General features: G+C 64.3%; 13 protein-coding genes. 8 read left to right on the top strand and 5 right to left on the bottom strand.

Annotated elements, in window-relative coordinates; all coding sequences use genetic code 11:
• Positions 1-180: 180 nt before the first annotated feature.
• The 3 genes from ACQ7JA_RS18100 to ACQ7JA_RS18090 all read right to left on the bottom strand — a co-directional run bounded on the left by ACQ7JA_RS18100 (position 181) and on the right by ACQ7JA_RS18090 (position 7,513).
• On the bottom strand, positions 181-1,719 hold the full coding sequence (locus tag ACQ7JA_RS18100; protein WP_430900226.1) for a class I SAM-dependent methyltransferase: 1,539 nt from the start codon (positions 1,717-1,719) through the stop codon (positions 181-183).
• Positions 1,720-1,883: 164 nt separating this feature from the next.
• Positions 1,884-5,675 carry a DUF4214 domain-containing protein gene (locus tag ACQ7JA_RS18095; protein ID WP_430900224.1) on the bottom strand — a complete coding sequence of 1,264 codons (3,792 nt, stop codon included), beginning with the start codon at positions 5,673-5,675 and terminating at the stop codon, positions 1,884-1,886.
• Between the two features lie 449 nt (positions 5,676-6,124).
• Positions 6,125-7,513 (bottom strand): FecR family protein, encoded by a 1,389-nt coding sequence (locus ACQ7JA_RS18090; RefSeq protein WP_430900222.1) that lies wholly within the window; start codon positions 7,511-7,513, stop codon positions 6,125-6,127.
• A gap of 178 nt (positions 7,514-7,691) precedes the next feature.
• Between ACQ7JA_RS18090 and ACQ7JA_RS18085 the strand changes: the two genes are divergently transcribed.
• From ACQ7JA_RS18085 to ACQ7JA_RS18070, 4 genes are all read left to right on the top strand, one after another.
• Positions 7,692-9,617, top strand: a complete 1,926-nt coding sequence (locus tag ACQ7JA_RS18085; RefSeq protein WP_430900220.1) for a CHASE2 domain-containing protein — start codon at positions 7,692-7,694, stop codon at positions 9,615-9,617.
• A 164-nt stretch (positions 9,618-9,781) separates the two neighbouring features.
• The gene (locus ACQ7JA_RS18080; RefSeq protein ID WP_430900218.1) at positions 9,782-11,029 is read left to right on the top strand and encodes a tetratricopeptide repeat protein; all 1,248 of its coding nucleotides are present in this window, start codon (positions 9,782-9,784) and stop codon (positions 11,027-11,029) included.
• Positions 11,030-11,037: 8 nt separating this feature from the next.
• Positions 11,038-12,147: an acyltransferase family protein gene (locus ACQ7JA_RS18075; RefSeq protein ID WP_430900216.1), complete on the top strand. Its 1,110-nt coding sequence runs from the start codon at positions 11,038-11,040 to the stop codon at positions 12,145-12,147.
• A gap of 250 nt (positions 12,148-12,397) precedes the next feature.
• Positions 12,398-13,198: an HDOD domain-containing protein gene (locus tag ACQ7JA_RS18070; protein WP_430900214.1), complete on the top strand. Its 801-nt coding sequence runs from the start codon at positions 12,398-12,400 to the stop codon at positions 13,196-13,198.
• A 269-nt stretch (positions 13,199-13,467) separates the two neighbouring features.
• Here the strand turns inward: ACQ7JA_RS18070 and ACQ7JA_RS18065 are convergent, their stop codons facing one another.
• The gene (locus tag ACQ7JA_RS18065; protein WP_430900212.1) at positions 13,468-14,391 is read right to left on the bottom strand and encodes a DUF535 family protein; all 924 of its coding nucleotides are present in this window, start codon (positions 14,389-14,391) and stop codon (positions 13,468-13,470) included.
• A 389-nt stretch (positions 14,392-14,780) separates the two neighbouring features.
• On the opposite strand from ACQ7JA_RS18065, the gene ACQ7JA_RS18060 reads away from it, so the two are divergent.
• The 4 genes from ACQ7JA_RS18060 to ACQ7JA_RS18045 all read left to right on the top strand — a co-directional run bounded on the left by ACQ7JA_RS18060 (position 14,781) and on the right by ACQ7JA_RS18045 (position 17,974).
• Positions 14,781-15,080 (top strand): hypothetical protein, encoded by a 300-nt coding sequence (locus ACQ7JA_RS18060; RefSeq protein ID WP_430900210.1) that lies wholly within the window; start codon positions 14,781-14,783, stop codon positions 15,078-15,080.
• Between the two features lie 22 nt (positions 15,081-15,102).
• Complete coding sequence (locus tag ACQ7JA_RS18055) at positions 15,103-15,855, top strand: Crp/Fnr family transcriptional regulator (protein WP_430900208.1); 753 nt, start codon at positions 15,103-15,105, stop codon at positions 15,853-15,855.
• A gap of 198 nt (positions 15,856-16,053) precedes the next feature.
• Complete coding sequence (locus tag ACQ7JA_RS18050; RefSeq protein WP_430900206.1) at positions 16,054-17,589, top strand: methyl-accepting chemotaxis protein; 1,536 nt, start codon at positions 16,054-16,056, stop codon at positions 17,587-17,589.
• Positions 17,590-17,659: 70 nt separating this feature from the next.
• Entirely contained in the window at positions 17,660-17,974 is a 315-nt protein-coding gene (locus tag ACQ7JA_RS18045) for a hypothetical protein (protein ID WP_430900204.1), read from the top strand.
• A 304-nt stretch (positions 17,975-18,278) separates the two neighbouring features.
• Here the strand turns inward: ACQ7JA_RS18045 and ACQ7JA_RS18040 are convergent, their stop codons facing one another.
• The gene (locus tag ACQ7JA_RS18040; RefSeq protein WP_430900202.1) at positions 18,279-19,232 is read right to left on the bottom strand and encodes an IS1595 family transposase; all 954 of its coding nucleotides are present in this window, start codon (positions 19,230-19,232) and stop codon (positions 18,279-18,281) included.
• Positions 19,233-19,277 lie beyond the last annotated feature (45 nt).

Raw genomic sequence — 19,277 nt, 5'->3', positions numbered from 1 at the left:
TCCCTTGTCCTTCAAGCGGACTCGGCAGGAGCGAGCGACACATTATCGCTCAAATCCTACAGGAAATGTGATGTGCATCACATTTTTTGGGTATTTTGCCAACCCCGATTCCCAGTTTTTGAATACTTGACGTGGCGTACTGGATACAGGCGGGCCGTGATCGGCCCGCCTGTTATGCAATCAGCATTCGATACGTAGTGATTTCAGCAAGGGCAGCATGGTCTCGTTAAATCCGTTGGTGAGCCTCAGGGCTTCCGCGAACTCCGCTTCGGGCGTGTCCACAGGCTTGCCATTACTGATGATCCGCGACCCGCCCAGCGCCAGATTGCTGATGACAAAGCGTGCCAGCGACTCGGGTTCGTTCGCACCTTTCGCCGTCCCCATCAAAAGCAGTTTATCGATCCGGTTCAGATTGATGGCGCCGCCGATCACGGGAGAGGCCACGGCCACCACCGCATCCGAATAGCGCGCCTGTTCGCACAGCATCCGGTTCAGGCGGCGGGTCATGGGCAGGGCCGCCTCGATTGCGGCTTCGTGCTGCGCCGGCTGCAGAACGGATTGGGAAATGAGGATCGTCAATGCCTGCATCAGTGCTTCGAAACGTACACCGGCGGCCCGCACCGATTCTTCCAGCTCAGCAAACGTCAGCACACGATAGCCAGCGAAGCAATCAAGAATGGGCTTGTAGATCGCTTCGCTCATGTCGGCTTCGCCGAGAATGCCCTTGACCTTGAGCTTGACCTGGTCCCGCGGCATTACCATGGCAAAGCGCAGGCCCCGCAGCGCCTCGATCCGCTGGACCATGTTCAACTGCCGCGCGCCACGTACCCAGTAGTCCTTGCGGAACTGGCTGTTGACCATGAAGTCGCGCACGGTCTCGCGGAACATGCGGTCCGGCACTTCGCCCAGCAGCTGCCGCTGCTCGGCCGTGAGGTTGAGCACATCGACATGGTCGAGGAAGTTTGCCGAACATGCGTAAGTCAGCTTCGCCTCTTCCAGCCAGCCGCGCAAATCGGAGAAGGACATCGGCGCCCAATCCCTGTTGAAGTATTCGTGCGCCAGGTATTGGCGGTTCTGCTCCTTCAACTGGCCCAGGCGCGTGACGACGTGCGGATTGATGCGTCCATAGAGCGCGCCGCTTTTCATGACCTTGTCAGCGAAATCGAGGGACGCGTCGATGCGCGGGACAATGCCCTCGCCCGGTGCCGCCATCAGCTGGGCATGCTCGGTCAGCAGATTGCGCAGCGGGGCCATGGCAGCCCATCCCGGCTGGGTGTTATAGCTGATGTAGACGACGCCGCCGACCTTCAGCTTGCGGCGGATGAAGTCTACGATCACCTGGCGATTCGCATCGGAGATCCAGCTCCAGATGCCGTGCAGGCCAATGAAGTCGAAGTCCGGCAGGTCGGCGCGGCCGCAGAATTCGTCGAAGGCCTGGTCATACAGCTTCACGTCGGCGCCGGATGCTTCCGCCATCTCTTGGGCGAAGCCGGCCTGGGAGGGATTGAAGTCGGTTCCATGCCAGCGAGTGACAGAGGCGGCAGCATGCACATTGGTGCTCACACCTTGGCCGAATCCCAACTCACATGCAGTTCCCGTCTCGGGGAAAGCATAACCCGCGTTGAGGAAAGCCAGCTTGATCCGCAAGGGGTTGAGCTCCGCGTAATAACCGTGGGTGTACCCGATCTCGGCGACGTAGCCACCGGTCCAATCCGACATGATGTCTCCTAACATGTTTCAAAGATTAAACATGGTAACACTGGCCGCCAGCAATATTCCGTTAGACCCTAGGAGTAAAGAAAAAACCCCATCCCTCTTGCGAGGAATGGGGTTTCGAGCACATGTCAGACGCCCGCTTGGGCGGGCGCCTGTTGCCGGGTCGATTAGACCAGGCCGACGGTGCCGTAGGTGGCGTTCCAGGACACGTTGTCCAGGGTGTTCACGCCAGCCAGCTGGATGATGGCGTCGACGTTGGTTTCCCAAGCGCCGCCGTCCACGCCGTTGTCGATCACGACATACGAGTTGCCGTTGAACGCGAACCAGACCGCACCGTTACCGGCTTGGGCAGTTGCTGCAGCCACGTAGTCGGAGAACACCGAGGTGCTCTCGTTCAGGGTGGCGGTCAGCTTGGCGAACGAGCCCACGACAGCGCCCACGTTGGTGTGCAGCTTCAGCAGGTCGCCAGCTTGCATGTCGGTGACGATGCTGTAGGTGTTGGCTTCCTTGCTGCCAGCTTGCAGGACGAACATGTCGTTGCCTGCGCCGCCGGTCAGACGTGCACCGTTGCTGCCTGCGTACAGGGTGTCATCGCCAGCGCCGCCGACCAGAACGTCAGCTTTGGCGTTCGCGCCAGCAGTTGCGTACAGCACGTCGGCACCAGCACCGCCGGTCACGGTGACTGCAACACCGTTGTGAGCCGACAGGTTCAGTTGCAGCGAGCCGGTTGCAGCGCCTGCGTTCACAGCCGACACAGCGGTAGCACCTGCACCGTTACCACCGGTACCCAGGGTCAGGACGGTATCGCCTGCACCAGCGACGGTGACGGTCTTCAGCGAGGTGTTGCCGGTGATAGCGATCGAGATGTCTTCGTTCGCGGTCACGTTCACGGTTTCGGTGTTGGCGGTGCTGATGGTACCCAGGGCGCCAGCAGCGTTGCCGATCACGTTCAGCACGTCGGCGGTGCCGGTAGCAGCGTCCTTGATGCTGACGAAGGCGCCGGCGCCGGTGTCAACCAGTTCCAGGGTGCCATTGTTGGCGAAGTTGCTGATGGTCAGCGAAGCAGCGGCCGTACCAGCGTTGGCGCCGGCGGTCGACGTGCCGATTGCGAAGGCTGCGGTGCTTGGGGTGGTCGCTTCGTCGGTGAACCAGCCGGTGGTTGCAGCCGGGACGGTGGTCGCTGCGCCAGCAACACGTGCTTCGAAGGTGACAGCGGTGCCGCTGACCGACTTGACGATCCAGTCGGTGTAGGTCTGGGCGCCCAGTTGCAGAGCCAGTTGCTCAGCAGTCAGGTTGCCAGCGACGTTCACGGTGCCGCCGTTGAACTGGAAGGTATCGCCAGCGTTTGCGGCGCCGGTGACGTTCACGGTGAAGACCGACTTGGTCGCTGCCGGGGTGCTGGTGCCCGAGTTTTCGCTGATGACGTAGTCGATGTTGTCCAGGTTCGCCATGTTGATGGTGCCTGCAGCAACTGCGCGGTCGATCGCCAGGATTTCGAAACCGTCGAACTTGGCGCCAAAGGCGGTAGTCGCCGACAGGGCCACTGCGTTTGCAGCGGTCATCGCCAGGGTATCACGGCCGTCGCCGCCCTTCAGGTCCACGGTCGGGGTGACGATGGTGCCCAGCAGGGTCAGGGTGTCGTCGCCGGCGCCCAGGTTGATCGACTTGCCGATTGCGGTGCCAGCGTTGGTCACGGTGACGTTGTCGACGCCAGCGCCGCCAGCGTAGGTCGAGGTGCCCTTGATAGCGATGGTGGTTTCGCCGGTGGTGCCGGTGGTGTCGACCGAGGTCACGTTGGTACGCTCGGTGGTGCCCAGGTCCAGACCAGCCGAACCGCTCACCTTGATGGTGGTGACAGTGGTCAGCACCGAACCGTCAGCGGTCAGCGTGCCGGTGCCCGAAACGTTCAGGTTGGCGGCAGCGGTGGCGCCCGACAGGTCCAGGTCAAAGGCGTTGTCGCCGTTGCTGGTCACGTTCAGGGTCTTGGTGGTGGCGTTGGTCAGGACGAAGTCGCCATCGACGTTGGTCAGGTTGACAGCCAGGGCTTCTGCGGCTGCGTCGACGGTGAAGTCGCCGCCGTTCAGCAGGTTCAGGGTGTCGAACTTGGTCGAACCCGCGCCGGTCATGCCCGAACCATTCGCGGTGTAGCCGTCGACGGTCACGGTCTTCAGTGCAGCTGCGCTCGATGCGTCGATGCTGACGACACCGGTTTCCACGCCCATCACGCCACCGGTGAAGGTGGTGCCGGCGGTCTGTGCGACGCCCTGGACGATGGTGAAGGCCGGAGCGGTGCTGGTGTTGCCCGAACCCTTGGTGAACGTGAACAGCGATGCGTCGTTCAGGTCGGTCACGTTGCTGTTGTTCGGCACGGCGGTGAACACGACGGTGTCGCCGGTGGCGGCGCCGCTGGTCCATGCTGCGGTGTTGAACAGGCCGGTGTAGCTACCCTTGGTGTACACGCCACCCGACTGGGTGTCGCCGGTTGCCGGCAGGGTGTTCTTGACCAGGCTTGCGAAGGCGGCAGCGACTTCGTTGGCGGTCATGTCGGCCTTGGCGGTGAAGGTCAGGCCGTTCAGGGCGATCGAATCACCGTTCTTCAGTGCGTTGAACTTGACGGTTGCGGTTTCGCGCACGCCGCCGGTTGCGGCAGCTTCAGCAGCTTCAGCAGCCATGTCAGCGGTTTGCTTGACGGTGATGGTGGTGGTGGCTGCGTCGGTGGTCAGGTCCACGGCGCCCTGGTGCACGGTGCCCGGGGTGTCGTCGGCGCCGACAGCGGACATGCTGACAGCTGCGGACTGGTTCACGGCGATGGTGGTGCCGCCTTTCACGGTGATCGAACCGAAGTAGGAGTCAGCGACGGTTGCGTCGTACTGCTTGCCAGCGACGTTGACGACCACATTGCCTTTGGCGGCGACGTCGCCACCGATGTTGATGGTGTCGGCGTTCAGGGCAGAGGTATTGCCCATGTCGGTCAGGGTCACGGTGACGTTCTTGCCGCCGTCGATGTCGTGGGCCAGGGCGCTGCCTGCGGTGGTGTCGCGTGCGGCCAGGGTGATGTCGGTCGCTGCGCCAGCGGTGATGTCGACGACACCAGCTGCCTTGACGACGTTCAGTTCGGTGATGCCGGTGCTGCCGGTGCTGTCGACGGTCACGCCAGCGGATGCGGCGCTTTCGATCTGGACGATCTCGATGTTCGACAGGTTGCTCAGGGTGATCGCGCCGGTGCTCTTAGCGTGTTGCAGCTTCAGGAAGTCGGTGCCGGTGCCGCCGTTGATGATGTCGATGTTGCTGAAGGTGTTCAGTTCAGCGTTGTCCGAATCGATCGAACCGATGATGGTGTCGCTGCCTGCGGTGCCGTTGATGACGTCCAGGCCCTTGGTCAGGGTGCTGGTCACGCCACCCGACTGGGTGCCGACTTGCGACACTGCGGTGACGGTTGCTGCCAGGGCTGCCGGCTGGGTAGCGGCTGCCAGCGACTCGGTGGTGCCGATGGTCGACAGCCACACTTTGGCGGCGTTGTTGGCGGCGTTGCCCGAGTAACCGAGGATTTCCGAAGCGGTGTTCAGTTCAGCGGTGAAGGCGGTAGCAGCTGCAACCTTGTTCGCGTAGGTGGTCTTGTCTTTCGCATCGGTGTCCGATGCGTTGTCAGCGATGATCTTGACGATCTGGTCAACGGTGAAGTCACGGTTGTTCAGACGCTCGGTCCAGAACAGCAGGCCGGTGGTGTCGGCTTCGCGGTTGAACAGGTTCTGGTAGATCATGTTAACGATCTGCATGTTGGACTTGCCAGCGACCTGCTCTTTGTATTCGGTCGAGTTGGCGAAGGTGCTCGAGACCAGCGACAGGTTGCCCTTGGTGTTCACCAGGACTTTTTCCCAGAATGCCAGACCTTCGAAGTCTGCCGGGCGATTGAAGTAGGCGACGTACAGCTTCTGAATGTCAGCGGTATAAACAGCCATTTATTGCTCCTAAGTTTCGGGGATATGTAAATTTGCAGTCGCACTAAAGACTTCTGCAATCCAACCGGGCGAATGATGACAGAGGCAAGCCGCGCGCTCGTGTGACGACCGTCACACGAATCACACTATTTTGTCCCTGAGTTGTAAATTTTCATCAGTGCTTTTGTGGCCGGCCATTATCAGAGAAGCGCTATGCTTGCGCAAGATCGTAATGAACGGTGCGGCATTCGAGATGCAGATGTGAATAATCACACCGCTAAAGCCGATGGTGCCTGGTCGACACTATGCATTTTGGATAAGAGCGGATCATCAATCTTATCTATTTATCAATGATAATATGTGGTTGGGATGTCGTTACGCTTAATGCGCCACACGACCCCAAGTAAGGGTAAAAAAAATGCCCGGCAATCCTTTTTGCCGGGCACGCGCCGAAGAGCGGAAAGGAGTATTTACTTCTTTACGCCCCAACTAGTGACGCCATTAATAGAGCGATTGTCATTGAGCGTCCGCTTGAAGTAGTACGCCGCCGCGCCCCCGTTCTCATTGCTGAGCAAACCCGTCACCTCCATATTATTTTCCTGAGGGCGGCTGTACTGGTCCATGCTGGAATTGCCGAAGCGCCCATCCTGCGTCACGTAACCATCGGCTTTCATATTGAATGTCTCGGCGCCGCTGACGACGTCGAAGCTGGTGACATAGCTGGCTTTTCCAAAATCGACCGACAGCAACCCGTTCTTCAAGTCCGCCGTCGTCGTTGCAATCGCATTGTCCGCCGTGCGGATGGTCGCCTCCCCCCCCTTGAGAACGAAACTGGCGCTACCGCGCTCCGGCGTGACGTACTCGCGTCCAGCCGTACGGTAGACAATGTAGCCGCCCAGCCTGACCTTGTCGGCGTCGGCGGGCGCAGCATCGGCAATGGTCGGTTCGCTATTGCCGATGGCCGCGTAGCGCCCCCACTCAATCTTACGTTCCGGAAGCTGCGGCACTTCCGGCTTCGGCACTTCCGGCTTCGGCTGCTCCACCGGCACCTCCACCACCGGCGGCTTGTTCTCCACCGGCGGCGTCGGCGGGATCACCACCGGATCCGGCTTGTTGTTCTGCTGTTGCTTGATCTCGTTCGCCAGCTTCTCGAGCGTCTCGCCCTTGCGTGCATCCAGGCTCGGGGTATTCGAACCACCGGTCTTGGCCACCGGCTCGTCCGCGCGCGGCGGCGACACCTGGTCGGGGCCGCTGCCGTTCGCCGGCATCACCTGCGGGGCGGTCTGGCCGCGGCGCACCTGCAGCAGCTGGCCGCGCTGGGCGGCGAACAGCTCGCGGCTGGCCGCGCCTTCGCAGGGGCCGCCGCCTTCCGGACGGCAGCCGTCGGCGAAGCCGCTGACCACCACGCCGCCGGTCAGCACCGTCACGCGCGAGGTTTCCTGGTCCGTGTAGACAGTAAAGTCGGTGCCGCGCACGCCGATCGCCGCCACCGGGGTATTGAAGCGGAAGTTCTGGCGCGCCAGCTTGACGGCGTCACCCGACTTGCTGCGCGCGATGCCGCTGATGAGCTCCAGCTTGATGCGGGTGTTCGCGGGGTTCTTCTTGTCGACGTGGTAGGCCACGATCTTCGCCCTGGTGTTCGGGCGCAGGATGAACAGGCCGTTGTCGATCGTCTTCACGTAGAGGAAGCCGTCCTTGCCGGTGGTGAGCAGCTCGCCCTCCTGGACCGGCGTGCCTTCGGCGCCCGCCTTGTCGGCCACCTGCGCACTGCCTGCGGCAAAGATGACTTTGCCGGCCTCGGCCGCATGAGCCTGGGCTGCCAGCGCAAGCAAGCTGGTAATGAGTAATGGACGCAACATAGATTTCCCCTTTTCGCGCAATTATCCGGGCTGGGCACGCGCTTTCCGTGACGGCCATCACATTTTAAGGCAAACTCATGCGTTACCCGCCCTGCTTACAATTTGTAGCACTTGCCCTCTGAGCAACACTTCCGCGTTATACTGATCGTTTCTTCTGATCCATACTGATTGTCACGGCGTGGCCGATCTCCCTACTTCCCAGAGCAACCGCAGGCTGGCGCCGCGCCGGCAGGCCACATGGGCGCGCGCCGCGATCGCACTCGCGGCGGTCCTGCTGACGGTGTCTGCCCAATGGGGTACGACAAAAGAGGTGTCGTTTTTCGGCAACTCCTTCTTCGGTAACGAGATCCTGCGCGACCAATTCATCCGGTGGCGCGCCACCACCGCCCCGGAACCCCGCATCCTCGTCGTCGATATCGACGAAGCCAGCCTGACCGCCGAAGGGCCGTGGCCGTGGACCAGCAGCCGGATCGCGGACCTGGTGGAAATCCTGCTCAGCCGCTACGAAGCGCGTGGCGTGGCGCTCGACATCGTGCGCCCCAAGGCGAGCGACCCCGAGGGCGACATGCGCCTGGCGGCGCTGGCCACGCACGGCCCGCTGGTGCTCGGCCAGGTGTTCGATTTCGACTACGAGAAAAGCCGTCCTGCGCCGCTGCGCGACGGCGTGCCGGCCGGCGCCCTGCCCCGCTTGCAGCCGCAGGCCAGGCTCGCCGATGGCTACATCGCCAACCACGCCGGCCTTGCCGGCGCGCGCCACGTCGGCAATATGGGCTTCGTACCCTCCCCGGATGGCGTGCTGCGCCACGTGCCCCTGGTGACGCGCTTCGGGGGGCGTGACTATCCTTCGCTCGGCCTGGCCCTGCTGGACTGCTGCAGCGGCGCAGCCCTTCCAGCGCTGCCGGACGCCGCCCACATGCGCATTCCCTTCACGCGCGACTGGGAAGCGTTCACCATCGCCAGCGCCACCGACATCCTGAACGAAGCGATCGATCCCGCCAGCGCCAGCGGCCGCCTGGTGCTGGTCGGCTCGTCCTCGCTCGGCCTGGGCGACCGCGTGACCACGCCGCATGCGGCCAAGCGCCCGGGGTTGGGAGTGCAGGCCGAGATTCTGTCCGCCCTGCTCGACCGCCAGGAAGGCAAGATGCCGGCGCCCTGGCCCGGCCGCCTGATCGCCTGCGCCTTCGCCCTGCTGTCTGCTTGCATAGCCAGCTACGCCTTCCCGCGCCTGTCGGCGGTGGCCAGCGTCGCCACGCTTGCCGGCATGTCCGCCCTGTGGCTGGGCGCCGCCTACCTGATCGCGCCGCACGATCCCTATTTCTCGACCACGGCGCCGCTGGCGACCAATCTCTTCCTGCTGGCGGTGGCCGTGCCCTACCAGTGGCAGCTGGCCCAGCGCCGCTCGCGCCGCCTGCTCGGCACCCTGCAGCAGTACGTTGCGCCCTCGGTGGTGAAGGAACTGCTGCGCAGCGACCTGGAAGACCCGCTGGCGCCGCGCCAGCTCGATGTCACCACGCTGATCGCCGACATGGAGGGCTACACCACCCAGGTCGAATCGCTGTCGATGGAAGAGTCGGCGCACCTGACGCGCGAATTCCTCGACTGCCTGACCGGCCCCGTGATCGCCACCCGCGGCACCCTGGACAAGTACACCGGCGACGGCCTGGTGGCCTTCTGGGGCGCGCCGCTGCCGATCGAGCAGCATGCCGACCTGGCGCTGGACGCGGCCCATGCGATCGTCGAGCGCGTCAATGCCCTGTCGGCCGCGCGCGAGGCGCTGGGCTACCCGCCGCTGCGGGCGCGCATCGGCATCGAAAGCGGGCCGGCGGTGGCGGGCGACTTCGGCACGAGTTTCCGCAGCATCTATACCGCCGTCGGCGACAGCGTGAACACGGCGTCCCGCCTGGAGCAGGCCGCCCGCGACTTCCCGCACGACGTCATCGTCGGCGCCGGCACCGTCGAACGCGCCCGGCGCCACGCCTTCATCGCCCTGGGCGAACGCCGCCTGCGCGGCAAGGGCAAGGCGACCGCGCTGTTTACGCCCAGGGATTTCCCCTTGTCGCAGGTGGCGATGTCGATGGCGCTTGATACGAAAGGCAGCGCATGATGCCTTTCGTAGGGGTGATCCGGTCCAGTGGACCGGATCACGGTCTCCCGCCCACGCGTTCAAATTACCGTGCTGCAGCCCGTGCGGCTGCTCACATTCCAACTATCACCGCGTGGGCAAGGAACTTGCCCACCCTACGGTTCTCACTGCCCGGCGTCTTGCCAATGAAGTCCGTTTCACTGCGTGCCCGGTGCGCGCTTTCCCTCCTGCTGCTCTGCGGCGCCGCGCATGCCGCGGATGCACCGCAATCGGCCAAGGAACCGCTCGACCAGGACCTCTACCTGCAGGCCCTGCAGTCGATCGCCGAAGGCCGGCGCGCCGACGCGGCGGCCGAGCTGCGCCGCCTGATCGAGCAGGCGCCCGAGCACGCCGGCGCCTGGCTCGAGCTCGCGCTGACCCAGTGCTCGCTCGGCAATTCGGACGAGGCCGAGCGCCTGTTCGCCATCATCGAGACCCGCTTCAAGCCCTCGCCCGCGATCCTGGAGCTGATCGCCGAGACGCGCGAGGAAGGCTGCACGCGCTGGGACGTGTTCAGCAGCAGCCTGGTGACGGCGGGACGCGGCATCGACCAGAACGTCAACCAGGGCGCGCGCACCAACCGCTACGTCGTCGACGCCCCCGACGGCCAGGTCGAGTACGAGCTGTCCGGCGACTTCACGCCGCGCCACGACCAGTACACGCAAGTCTCGGGCGAGACCATGCGCGAGGTATCGCCCAACGGCATGCTGGGCTTCGCCCAGTACCAGATCCGGCACAACGACCGCCTGCACCAGTACGACACCAGCTCGCTGTTCGCCGGCCTCGAGGCGCCCTATCGCTTCAAGGCCTGGCGCCTGCGCGCCACCGCGACCCTGGGCCTGGTCACTCTCGGCGGCCATCTCTACCAGCGCCAGGTGCAGCTGCAGGCGCGCGTGGTGCCGCCGCTGCGCCTGCCGCAGACGATGCAGTTCAACGTGGTGGGCGGGATCACCTACAACAACTTCCCCTCGCTGACGAACTTCGATTCGAGCACCCAGGAAGTGCGCGGCAATCTGTCGTGGCGCAAGGGTCCCAGCTATGCCAGCGCCACGCTCGGCTGGCAGAACGACCATGCGCTGGCACATCGCCCCGGCGGCAACCGCAAGGGCAGCTTCGCCAACCTGATCCTGCGCCGCGGCCTGGGGGGCGGCATCAACACCGAAATCGGCTACTCGCGACAGAGCTGGCACGGCAGCCGCGCCTATTCGCCCACGCTGATCGACGTGGTGCGCGATCAGGCCACCCAGGTCCTGCGCGGCAGCGTCAGCTACGCGATCGACCAGCGGCAATCGCTGGTGCTGGAGGGGCGCCTCGTGCGCAACCAGGAAAACATCTCGATCTTCCAATATAACAACCGCCAACTCCAGCTCAGCTGGCAATGGCAGCTCCCCTGACCCCACCCATGGCACATCTTTCCCAAGGCCGCACGCTGGAAGCGGCGATCGGCACCCACGACAACGGCTTCAACCTGGTGCGCCTCGTGTGCGCGCTGGCGGTGGTGGTGTACCACACCTGGATGATGAACGTGGCCGAGCCCATGCGCGACCCCATCACCCGCTTCCTCAACCCGAACACCGACCTGGGCGCGGTGGCGGTGGGCGTGTTCTTCGTCATCAGCGGCATGTTCGTCTCGCGCAGCTGGATGGGCGACCCGCACCTGGGCCGCTTCGCCGCGCGGCGCGTGGCGCGCATCGTGCCGGGCCTGTTCGTCTGCCTGCTGGTCACCACGGTGGTGGCGGTGGGCTTCTTCTCCACCTTCGGCTGGGCCGGCCTGTTCGAGAGCGCGCCCTGGCGCTACATCTTCGGCAACACGGTGCTGCACGGCCTGGTCTACCACATCCCGCCCGGGCACCTGCGCATCGCCGGCGTGCTGGGCGGCCAGCCCCTGAACGGCCCGCTCTGGACCCTGTACTGGGAAGGCCGGATGTACGTGATGGTGGCGCTGATCGGCCTGGCCGCCGCCCTGCCCCTGCGCACGTGGATGCGCGGTGTCGCCCTGTTCCTGCTGCTGGCCGCGAACGTGTATCCGGAAATCGTCAGCGGCTACGTCTGGGAAACCCGCATGTGGTCGCTGTTCCTGACCGGCATCGTGCTGCAGACGATGGCGCCGAACGTGAACATCGGCTGGCGCCACGTGGCCTGCGCAGTGGCGCTGGTGCTGCTCAACTGGACGCGCTCGGCCGACCAGACCCCGAGCCCGCTGACCTGGTTCGGCATCGCCCTGGTGGCGGTCACGCTGGCGCTGTGCGCCGGCAGCATGCGGCTGCCGGGCTGGGCCGCCCACCTCCAGCGCCATGATTATTCCTACGGTATCTATATCTGGCATTGGCCGGTGATCGTCATGCTGCGCGAAACCCTGCCGCCGATGGGGCCGAAGCGCCTGACGGTGGTCTCGCTGGCGGTGGTGATTCCGCTCGCCATGATGAGCTGGCACCTGGTCGAACGGCCGTCGCTGCGCGTCGTGCGCCGCTGGCTGGGACGCAGCGAAACCGCGAAAGCCGTCACGGTATAGTAGGGTAGGCGGTCCCCCGCCCACGCGTTCAAACGGTGGGACATTGTGCGATGCGCGTCAATGCACACGTGATCTGAACGCGTGGGCAAAGGATTGCCCACCCTACAAAGACCTGCAACATCACGCATGCGGCCTTCCTGCAACGCTTGTGTGAAAAATCACCGTCAATACGGTTTTTAGTTGCCCTTCGGCATTACACTAAAAATTACCGTTGCCGCCCCGCCGGGGCGACCGTTTCCCGGAAAACGCCATGATCAGCCTCGCCAGTTTCTTCGAAGACGTCCGCCTGCCAACCATCTCAGAAGTCGCACACTCCCTCATCGCGACCCTCGACGACGAGGATGCCTCGGCGAAAAGCGTCGCCGCCATCATCGCGCGCGACCCGGCGCTCACCGCCAAGCTGATGCGCCTGGCGAACAGCGCCCGCTTCGGCTCCAGCCGCAACGTCAGTTCGCTCGACGAGGCGATCGCCCTGGCCGGCATGTCGCATATCCGCACCCTGGCCCTGGCGGCCTGCTTCGCGGACTCCTTCCCCCAGCTGCCCGGCCTGGACACCGACGAGTTCTGGAAGAGCAGCATGGCCTGCGCGGGCTACGCCAAGTGGCTGGCCAACGGCGCCGGCGCCGACGGCAACGACGCCTGGCTGGCCGGCATGGTCATGCGCCTGGGCGAACTGCTGATCTACCAGGTGGCGCCAGCCGCCTTTGCCGAGATCGAACAGCTGCCGCATCTGCCCGGCGCGCGCTGGGAACGCGAGCAGCGCCTGCTGGGCCTGGCGGAAGGACAGATCACGGCCGAGCTGTGCCGCCGCTGGAACTTCCCTGCGCGGATCGTCAGCGCCGTGGAGCGTTCGGCCGATCCCATGGCGGCCCTGCCGTTCTGCAAGCTGGCGGGCGTGGTGCACCTGGCCAGCCTGCTGGCCGATACGCCGAGCGACGATCCGGCCATCCTCGACACCCTGCCGGATGAGGTGATCGCCGCCCTCGGGCTGGGCCGCGACTGGATGCGCGCGCGCTTCCCTTCCCACGATTCCTTCGCCGCAGCGGCCTGAGCAAAAAAGCCCAGCCAGCCAGGATTGCTGCCGTTCAGTTAAGCGAAGTGGAAGCTGTTGTAGGGTGGACGGGGTAATTGCGGGCAATGCCCGGAATTACGAACGTCCGCGCGTTCAACTCCCAGATGAATGGATGCGACGCATGCTGTTCATGCACTGTTTGGACGCGCGGACGGCGAAGCCGTCCACCCTAGGCTACGCTAACTGAACGGCATTACAGCCAGCCAGGCTGGGCTTTTTTACGTCAAGTGCCGGGCGGTGCGTACGGCTCAGCCGTGTTCGCGGCTGCTCGATGGCGCCTGCAGGTACTCGACCGGCTCGGGCAAGGCCCCGCCGCCAAAGCCGGCGGCCACTGCGATGCACAGCGAGGCCAGCATCGAATGGCGGCGCCGCGCTTCCGAACGCTTCTTCGACGGTACGTTCTCGAGATCCGGCTCGGCCAGGGGCGCGCAGGACAGGCTGAAATCCCCGTCGGCGCGCCGGATCGCTCCCATCTCGTCCCATAACTGGTCGTAGTCGGCATGCACCGTGCCCTTGCGCAGCGCGCTGCGGACCACCCGGTTGGCATTCGCCACCAGGCGCAGCTCACCGCAGCCGAATTCATGGCCCAGGTGGCGGATGACGCTGACCAGAAGCTGCTTGGGACGCAGCCCATGGAGCTGGCGCGTGGCGCGGCGGATCGCTTCGCGCGTGCCCTCGTCCTTCGCGCCCTGGATGCAGCCGATGTTCACCGCCAGCTTCCCATCGCGCTCCGCGAACGTGAAGGCCACCGCATACAGCGGCGCGTCCGCTTCGCGCAGCTGCAGCACCAGTTCGCCCTCGCGTTCGAGCGGCGCGATGGCGCGCAGCGCGATGTCGTAGGCGCCGCCATCGCGGCCTTCGAAGCGCACCAGCGGCAGCGGCGCCGCTGCCGCCAGCGCCACCATGTCTCCCAGGCCGCGCTCGAACACGGTCGTGTAGTGCACGGTCAGCGCGGCCAGGCGCGCTTCCATCGGCAACTGCAGGGTCATGTACGGACGGTAGATCTTGTACATCAGCCGTGGACTATGGCGGACGTACTCGGCAAAGGCAGGATGGGAATTCAGCAGGTGCAGCCAGCGCCGGGTCGCGCGTGGGTGGGCCAGCGAGCGGAGCTTGAGCTTGATGAATTCGCGGACATAGGGAATACGTCCCTGTCTGCGTGAAATGCCCATGCCAATGGTGACTCGGGGTACTACCTGAGCGCGCCTTGGGGCGCGGAATGCGGTGAACACGAAGCTTGTCTCCTGGCGCTTGCTCCACCCTCGGGTTTTGCAAACATTTACTTATGTAACTCAATGTAACCTATTGTATCAATAGCTTTTGAGCAACGTAAGTACGCCAGTGGAAATCTCACTAATTGTTGCAAGTTCCACACACAACGGTAGACCGGGCTCCAGATCGATATCAGGCTGACATACTTCGTTGCTGGGACGCGCCAATGCCGGCGATCAGGCAGGGCTGGCGCACCCTAAGCGGGCTCGACCGTATACAATCACCGCTGTCGGAGAATCTCGAAGGGCGTGCGAAGGTGTGGTTTGATCTGGTGTTGCTGGGCGTGGCCATGAGCGCTGTGTGTGTGGGCTGCCTGGTACCCAATCGCTGGCTGCCTCCTCTGCCGAACGACAAGTTCCTGCATTTTGCGAGCTTCGCCGTCCTGGCCGGACTGGCGCTGCGGGTGGCACAGGGCCGCCTCGAAGCGCTGTTCTGGCTGCTGGGCCTGCTCCTTGCCGGCTGGCTGATCGAATGCCTGCAGGGCGCCTTCGTGCCGGACCGCCGTTTCTGCTGGCGCGACATGGCCGCCAATGCCGCCGGCATCGCCTTCGCCGCACTGGCATCCCAGCTGTATACCAGTTTCTTCTGAAGTAACCGTTTTCAGAGAGTCAATGACCGCAACCGCCAAATCCTCCGTCCGCAAGACGCCCGCCGAGACCGACACCGCCGTGCCGGAAGAGCGCCACGTTCAGATCCACCTGCGCAAGATCCCGCTGCTGGCCGAACTGTCGGACGAGGAAATCATCCGGGTCAAGCAGGACCTGCGCATCCGCCAGTACAGCAAGCGCGACATCGTGCTGCAGAAAGGCGGCCATGGCGACGGCCTGATGTTCCTGCTTTCGGGCCAGTTGCAGGTGATCGACGTGACCGAAGACGGCCGCGCCATCGGCCTGCGCATGCTCGCGCCTGGGGACTTCTTCGGCGAGATTGCGCTCATCAACAACTCGACCCGCTCCGCTTCGGTGGTGGCGATGTCCGACGCCCTGGTGGCCTTCCTGCCGGCCGCCACCGCCATGCACCTGTTTGCGCACGCGCCCTCGGTGGCGACCCACATGCTCAAGCACCTGGCCCAGAAGATCCAGCGCGATTCGGAATTCCGCTCGCTGCTGAGCATCAACAACACGGCGAAGCGCATCTACACCTATCTGGTGCTGATGCAGAAGAACAAGCAGAACGAACCGGGCGCCCCGGCCGTCGTCGAGAACCTGCCGACCCACCAGGACATCGCCAACATGATCAACACCAGCCGCGAGACCGTGACGCGCGCGCTGACGGCGCTGACCCAGCAGGGCATCGTGCAGAAGGACGCGCACCGCCTGATCATCGTCAAGCCGGAGGCCCTGCAAAAGCTTGTGCAGGGGTAGTAACTTTATGCATTACCAATAAGTGGCAGTGTTTTTGTGACTGCGAAGCAACAGCCGCAAAAAAATTGCGTAATCGGTTTAGCAATTGCCGTTAAACAACTTCATTCTTTGTTCTAGTATCGAACTACTCGGCATCTCCCGAGCGTTGCATGTCCAGGCCGCTCCCCGTCCTGACTTGCCCAGATACTGGTACGAACGATGTTGAAGAACCTGAAGATCGGCGCCCGTCTCGCCATTGGATTCGGCGCCATGGGCATGTTGTCCCTCCTCCTCGCGGCAATTGCTCTCCTCCGTATGGGCGACACGGCTCGCTCGGTGGCCGAAGAAAAGCGTATCCGCACGTCGGAGGTTACCCAGCTCATCGAACTGCGCGAAGCGCTGGGCCAGACCGGCCTTGCCGCACGCAACGCGTACATCTACGAAGGCGAGCAGGATGCCGCCAGGGAGCTGGACGTACTGGACCAGCAGCGCGCCATCTATCTCGACCGGCTCGACAAGCTCGAACGCGTCATGGGCGAACGCGCCGATTTCAAGAAAGCCAGCGCCGGCCTCAAGGCCATGGCACGCGAACTTTCTCGCCCGCGCCAGTACCGCAACGCCGGGCAGATGAAGGAGTTCGGCGTCTTCCTCGTCGAAGAATGCAGTCCGCTGCGGCGCCAGATCGTCGCCGATCTCGACGTGGTGATCAATAACATCGAGTCCGAGCTGGATGCCGCCGCAGCGCGCGTCGACACCGTGCTGGACGAGTCGAGGACCATCATCCTCGGCATCGCCGCGCTGGCCCTGCTTGGCGGCGCCGCGCTCGCCTACCGCGTCACCCTGGGCATCACGCGTCCACTCGGCGAAGCGGCGAAGTTTGCGCGGGCTGTTGCCACCGGCGACCTGACGGCGCGGATCGACACGACTTCCAAAGACGAGATCGGCATGCTGCTACGATCGTTGCAGGACATGAGCGCCGGCCTGGCGAGCATCGTGCACGGCGTACGCCAGGGCACAGAGTCGATCTCCGTCAGCAGCCGCGAAATCGCGTCAGGCAATCAGGACCTGTCGGCCCGCACCGAAGCGCAGGCCAGCTCGCTGCAGCAGACTGTCAACACCATGCATTCGCTGACCGACACCGTCAGCCGCAACGCCGCCGATGCACGCGCCGCCAGCGCACTCGCGGCGGAAGCGTCCTCGATCGCGCAGCGCGGCGGGCAGATCGCCGCGGACGTCGTGAAAACCATGGGCGACATCAATGACGCTTCGAGCCGGATCGTCGATATCATCTCCGTCATCGACGGCATTGCCTTCCAGACCAATATCCTCGCCCTGAACGCGGCCGTCGAAGCGGCGCGCGCCGGCGAACAGGGCCGCGGTTTCGCCGTGGTCGCGGCCGAGGTGCGACAGCTGGCGCAACGCTGCACCAGCGCTGCGCAGGAAATCAAGCAACTCATCCATACTTCCGTGTCGCGCGTCGGCGACGGCACGGCCCTGGTCGACCAGTCGGGTGCGACCATGCGGGAACTGCTCGACAGCGTCGGCCGCGTCAGCCAGCTGATCGAACGCATTGCTTCCGCCAGCGACCAGCAGGCAGACAGCGTGCGCGAGATCGACAACGCCGTGGGGCACGTGGACGACCTGACCCAGCAGAATTCTTCCCTGGTCGAGCAGGCCGCGGCCGCCGCCGAGTCCATGCACGACCAGGCGAAGGCGCTGGCGCGACAGGTCGAGGTCTTCCGGCTGGCCGCTTGACGCGCGAGTCGCCGGGCGCAGCGGAGCATGCTAAAGTAACCATGGTTGAATACCTTTCATGGAGACGACAATGAGCACGCTGGCCGGCAACCATCTCGCCAAACCGCACCTGGGCAAGTCCCTCCTCACCGTTGCCGCGGTGACGGCGGCCATCCTCATGATTCCGCTGGTCGCGATGCAGTTCACCAGCGAAGTCGTGTGGACCGGCACCGACTTCATCGTGGCGGGCGTGCTGCTGGCATTCACCGGCCTGGTGCTGCTCACTGCCCTGCGCAGGCTGCGCAGCGCCAGGTCGCGTTTCATCGCCGCCGGCGTCATTGGCCTAGGCTTCCTGTACTGCTGGGCCGAGCTGGCCGTCGGCATCTTCACCAATCTCGGCAGCTGATTCACCTGGGGGCCCAGCCTCCTCGTCCCTCCTTCTTCTCATCCGGCTGACAGGCCGGATGCTGCGCCAACACGCCCGCACCCACCTCACCTTTTCCCCGACGGAATAGACAGGGAAGAAGATTCACCAGCCTGGCCCAGGACATGGCCCTCGGACCCCGTTGACCCGGCCCTGCTCCTCCAAAAACATTGCTTCGAAACCCATGCGAACACCGACTTACGACTACCTGGGCCGCCTGTCCGAGGAGGGCATGTCCATCATCTAGGCTGTGTTCGCGTTAATTAGACTTTCGCAGCTGCCTTCACTATGCCTGCCGCATCGCAGCACATAGCCACTGCACTGGTGTACGCAACGCTTGCGCGTCCAATAAGCGCTGCCACCCGGAATAGTTTGCCAGGTATCGGCTGGCCACGCCCTTGAAGCGCACGAGCCAGTTCTTGAAGCGGCTGTGCCAGCCATTTACGTTCTGGATGTGGATCGCGCCGCGTGCGCGCCGGCGCGCCCGGACATTAACGGACTCATGCGTGATCCCGGCGTCGGCGGCAAACCGGGCATAGGCGGCAGCACCATCGCTGATGAGCAACCCGTCGCCGGGCAGCACCGGCTGCAGGCAAGAACGTAATTGCGCCGCGGTCACGGGACCACGTCCCGTATGAAAGTCCAGCGTCGTGCCGCTGCGGTCGCGCGCCACCAGCAGGCAATCATGCTCGCGGTTGATGCCGCGCCGCCGGGCGACACCCCCGCGCTTGCGTGGCGGACGTGTCAACGTGCGCGATCCCTTCTGCGATTCCAGGCGGTAGGTTTCGTCGGCCTCGACGATCGCCGACAGGGTGGCCGGCCGGTGGCGCGCGGCGCCCGGAGCGAACCGGTGGCGCCAGCGAAAGCTGGTGGTGCGATGCACGCCGGTAGCAAGCGCCGCCTCGCGCACGGTGCGCGAGTCCAGCAAGCACTGGATATAGGGCAGCCAGCACGCGCGCTTGCGCAGCCGGGCCAGCGGCGTGCCGGTCAGCGCGTTGAAAGAACGGCGGCAGCCCAGGCAGCGGAACCGCTGCAGGCCGCTGGCGAAGCCGCAGCGGTGCAGGCGCGCACAGGCGCAATGCGGACATGGCCGGCCTGCTGCCGCCGCTTCGATGAGCGCCAGGCACTCGGCTGGGTCGCGGATGCTGTCGATCCATTCACGCAGCCGGGTCAGATCGGTGCTGGACAATGGTGCCGCGGACAGGCAGGCAAACAATTCATCAAAGCTCAAGCCTTGCATCGTCACTCCAGATGAGTTAACTCGACGATGCGTAAGACTTCGACA

Origin of the sequence: Massilia sp. BKSP1R2A-1, assembly GCF_050586525.1 — a bacterium.
GTDB lineage: Bacteria > Pseudomonadota > Gammaproteobacteria > Burkholderiales > Burkholderiaceae_D > Telluria.
The sequence above is the reverse complement of the archived record's forward strand: the minus strand, read 5'-3'. Positions and strand labels throughout refer to the sequence as shown.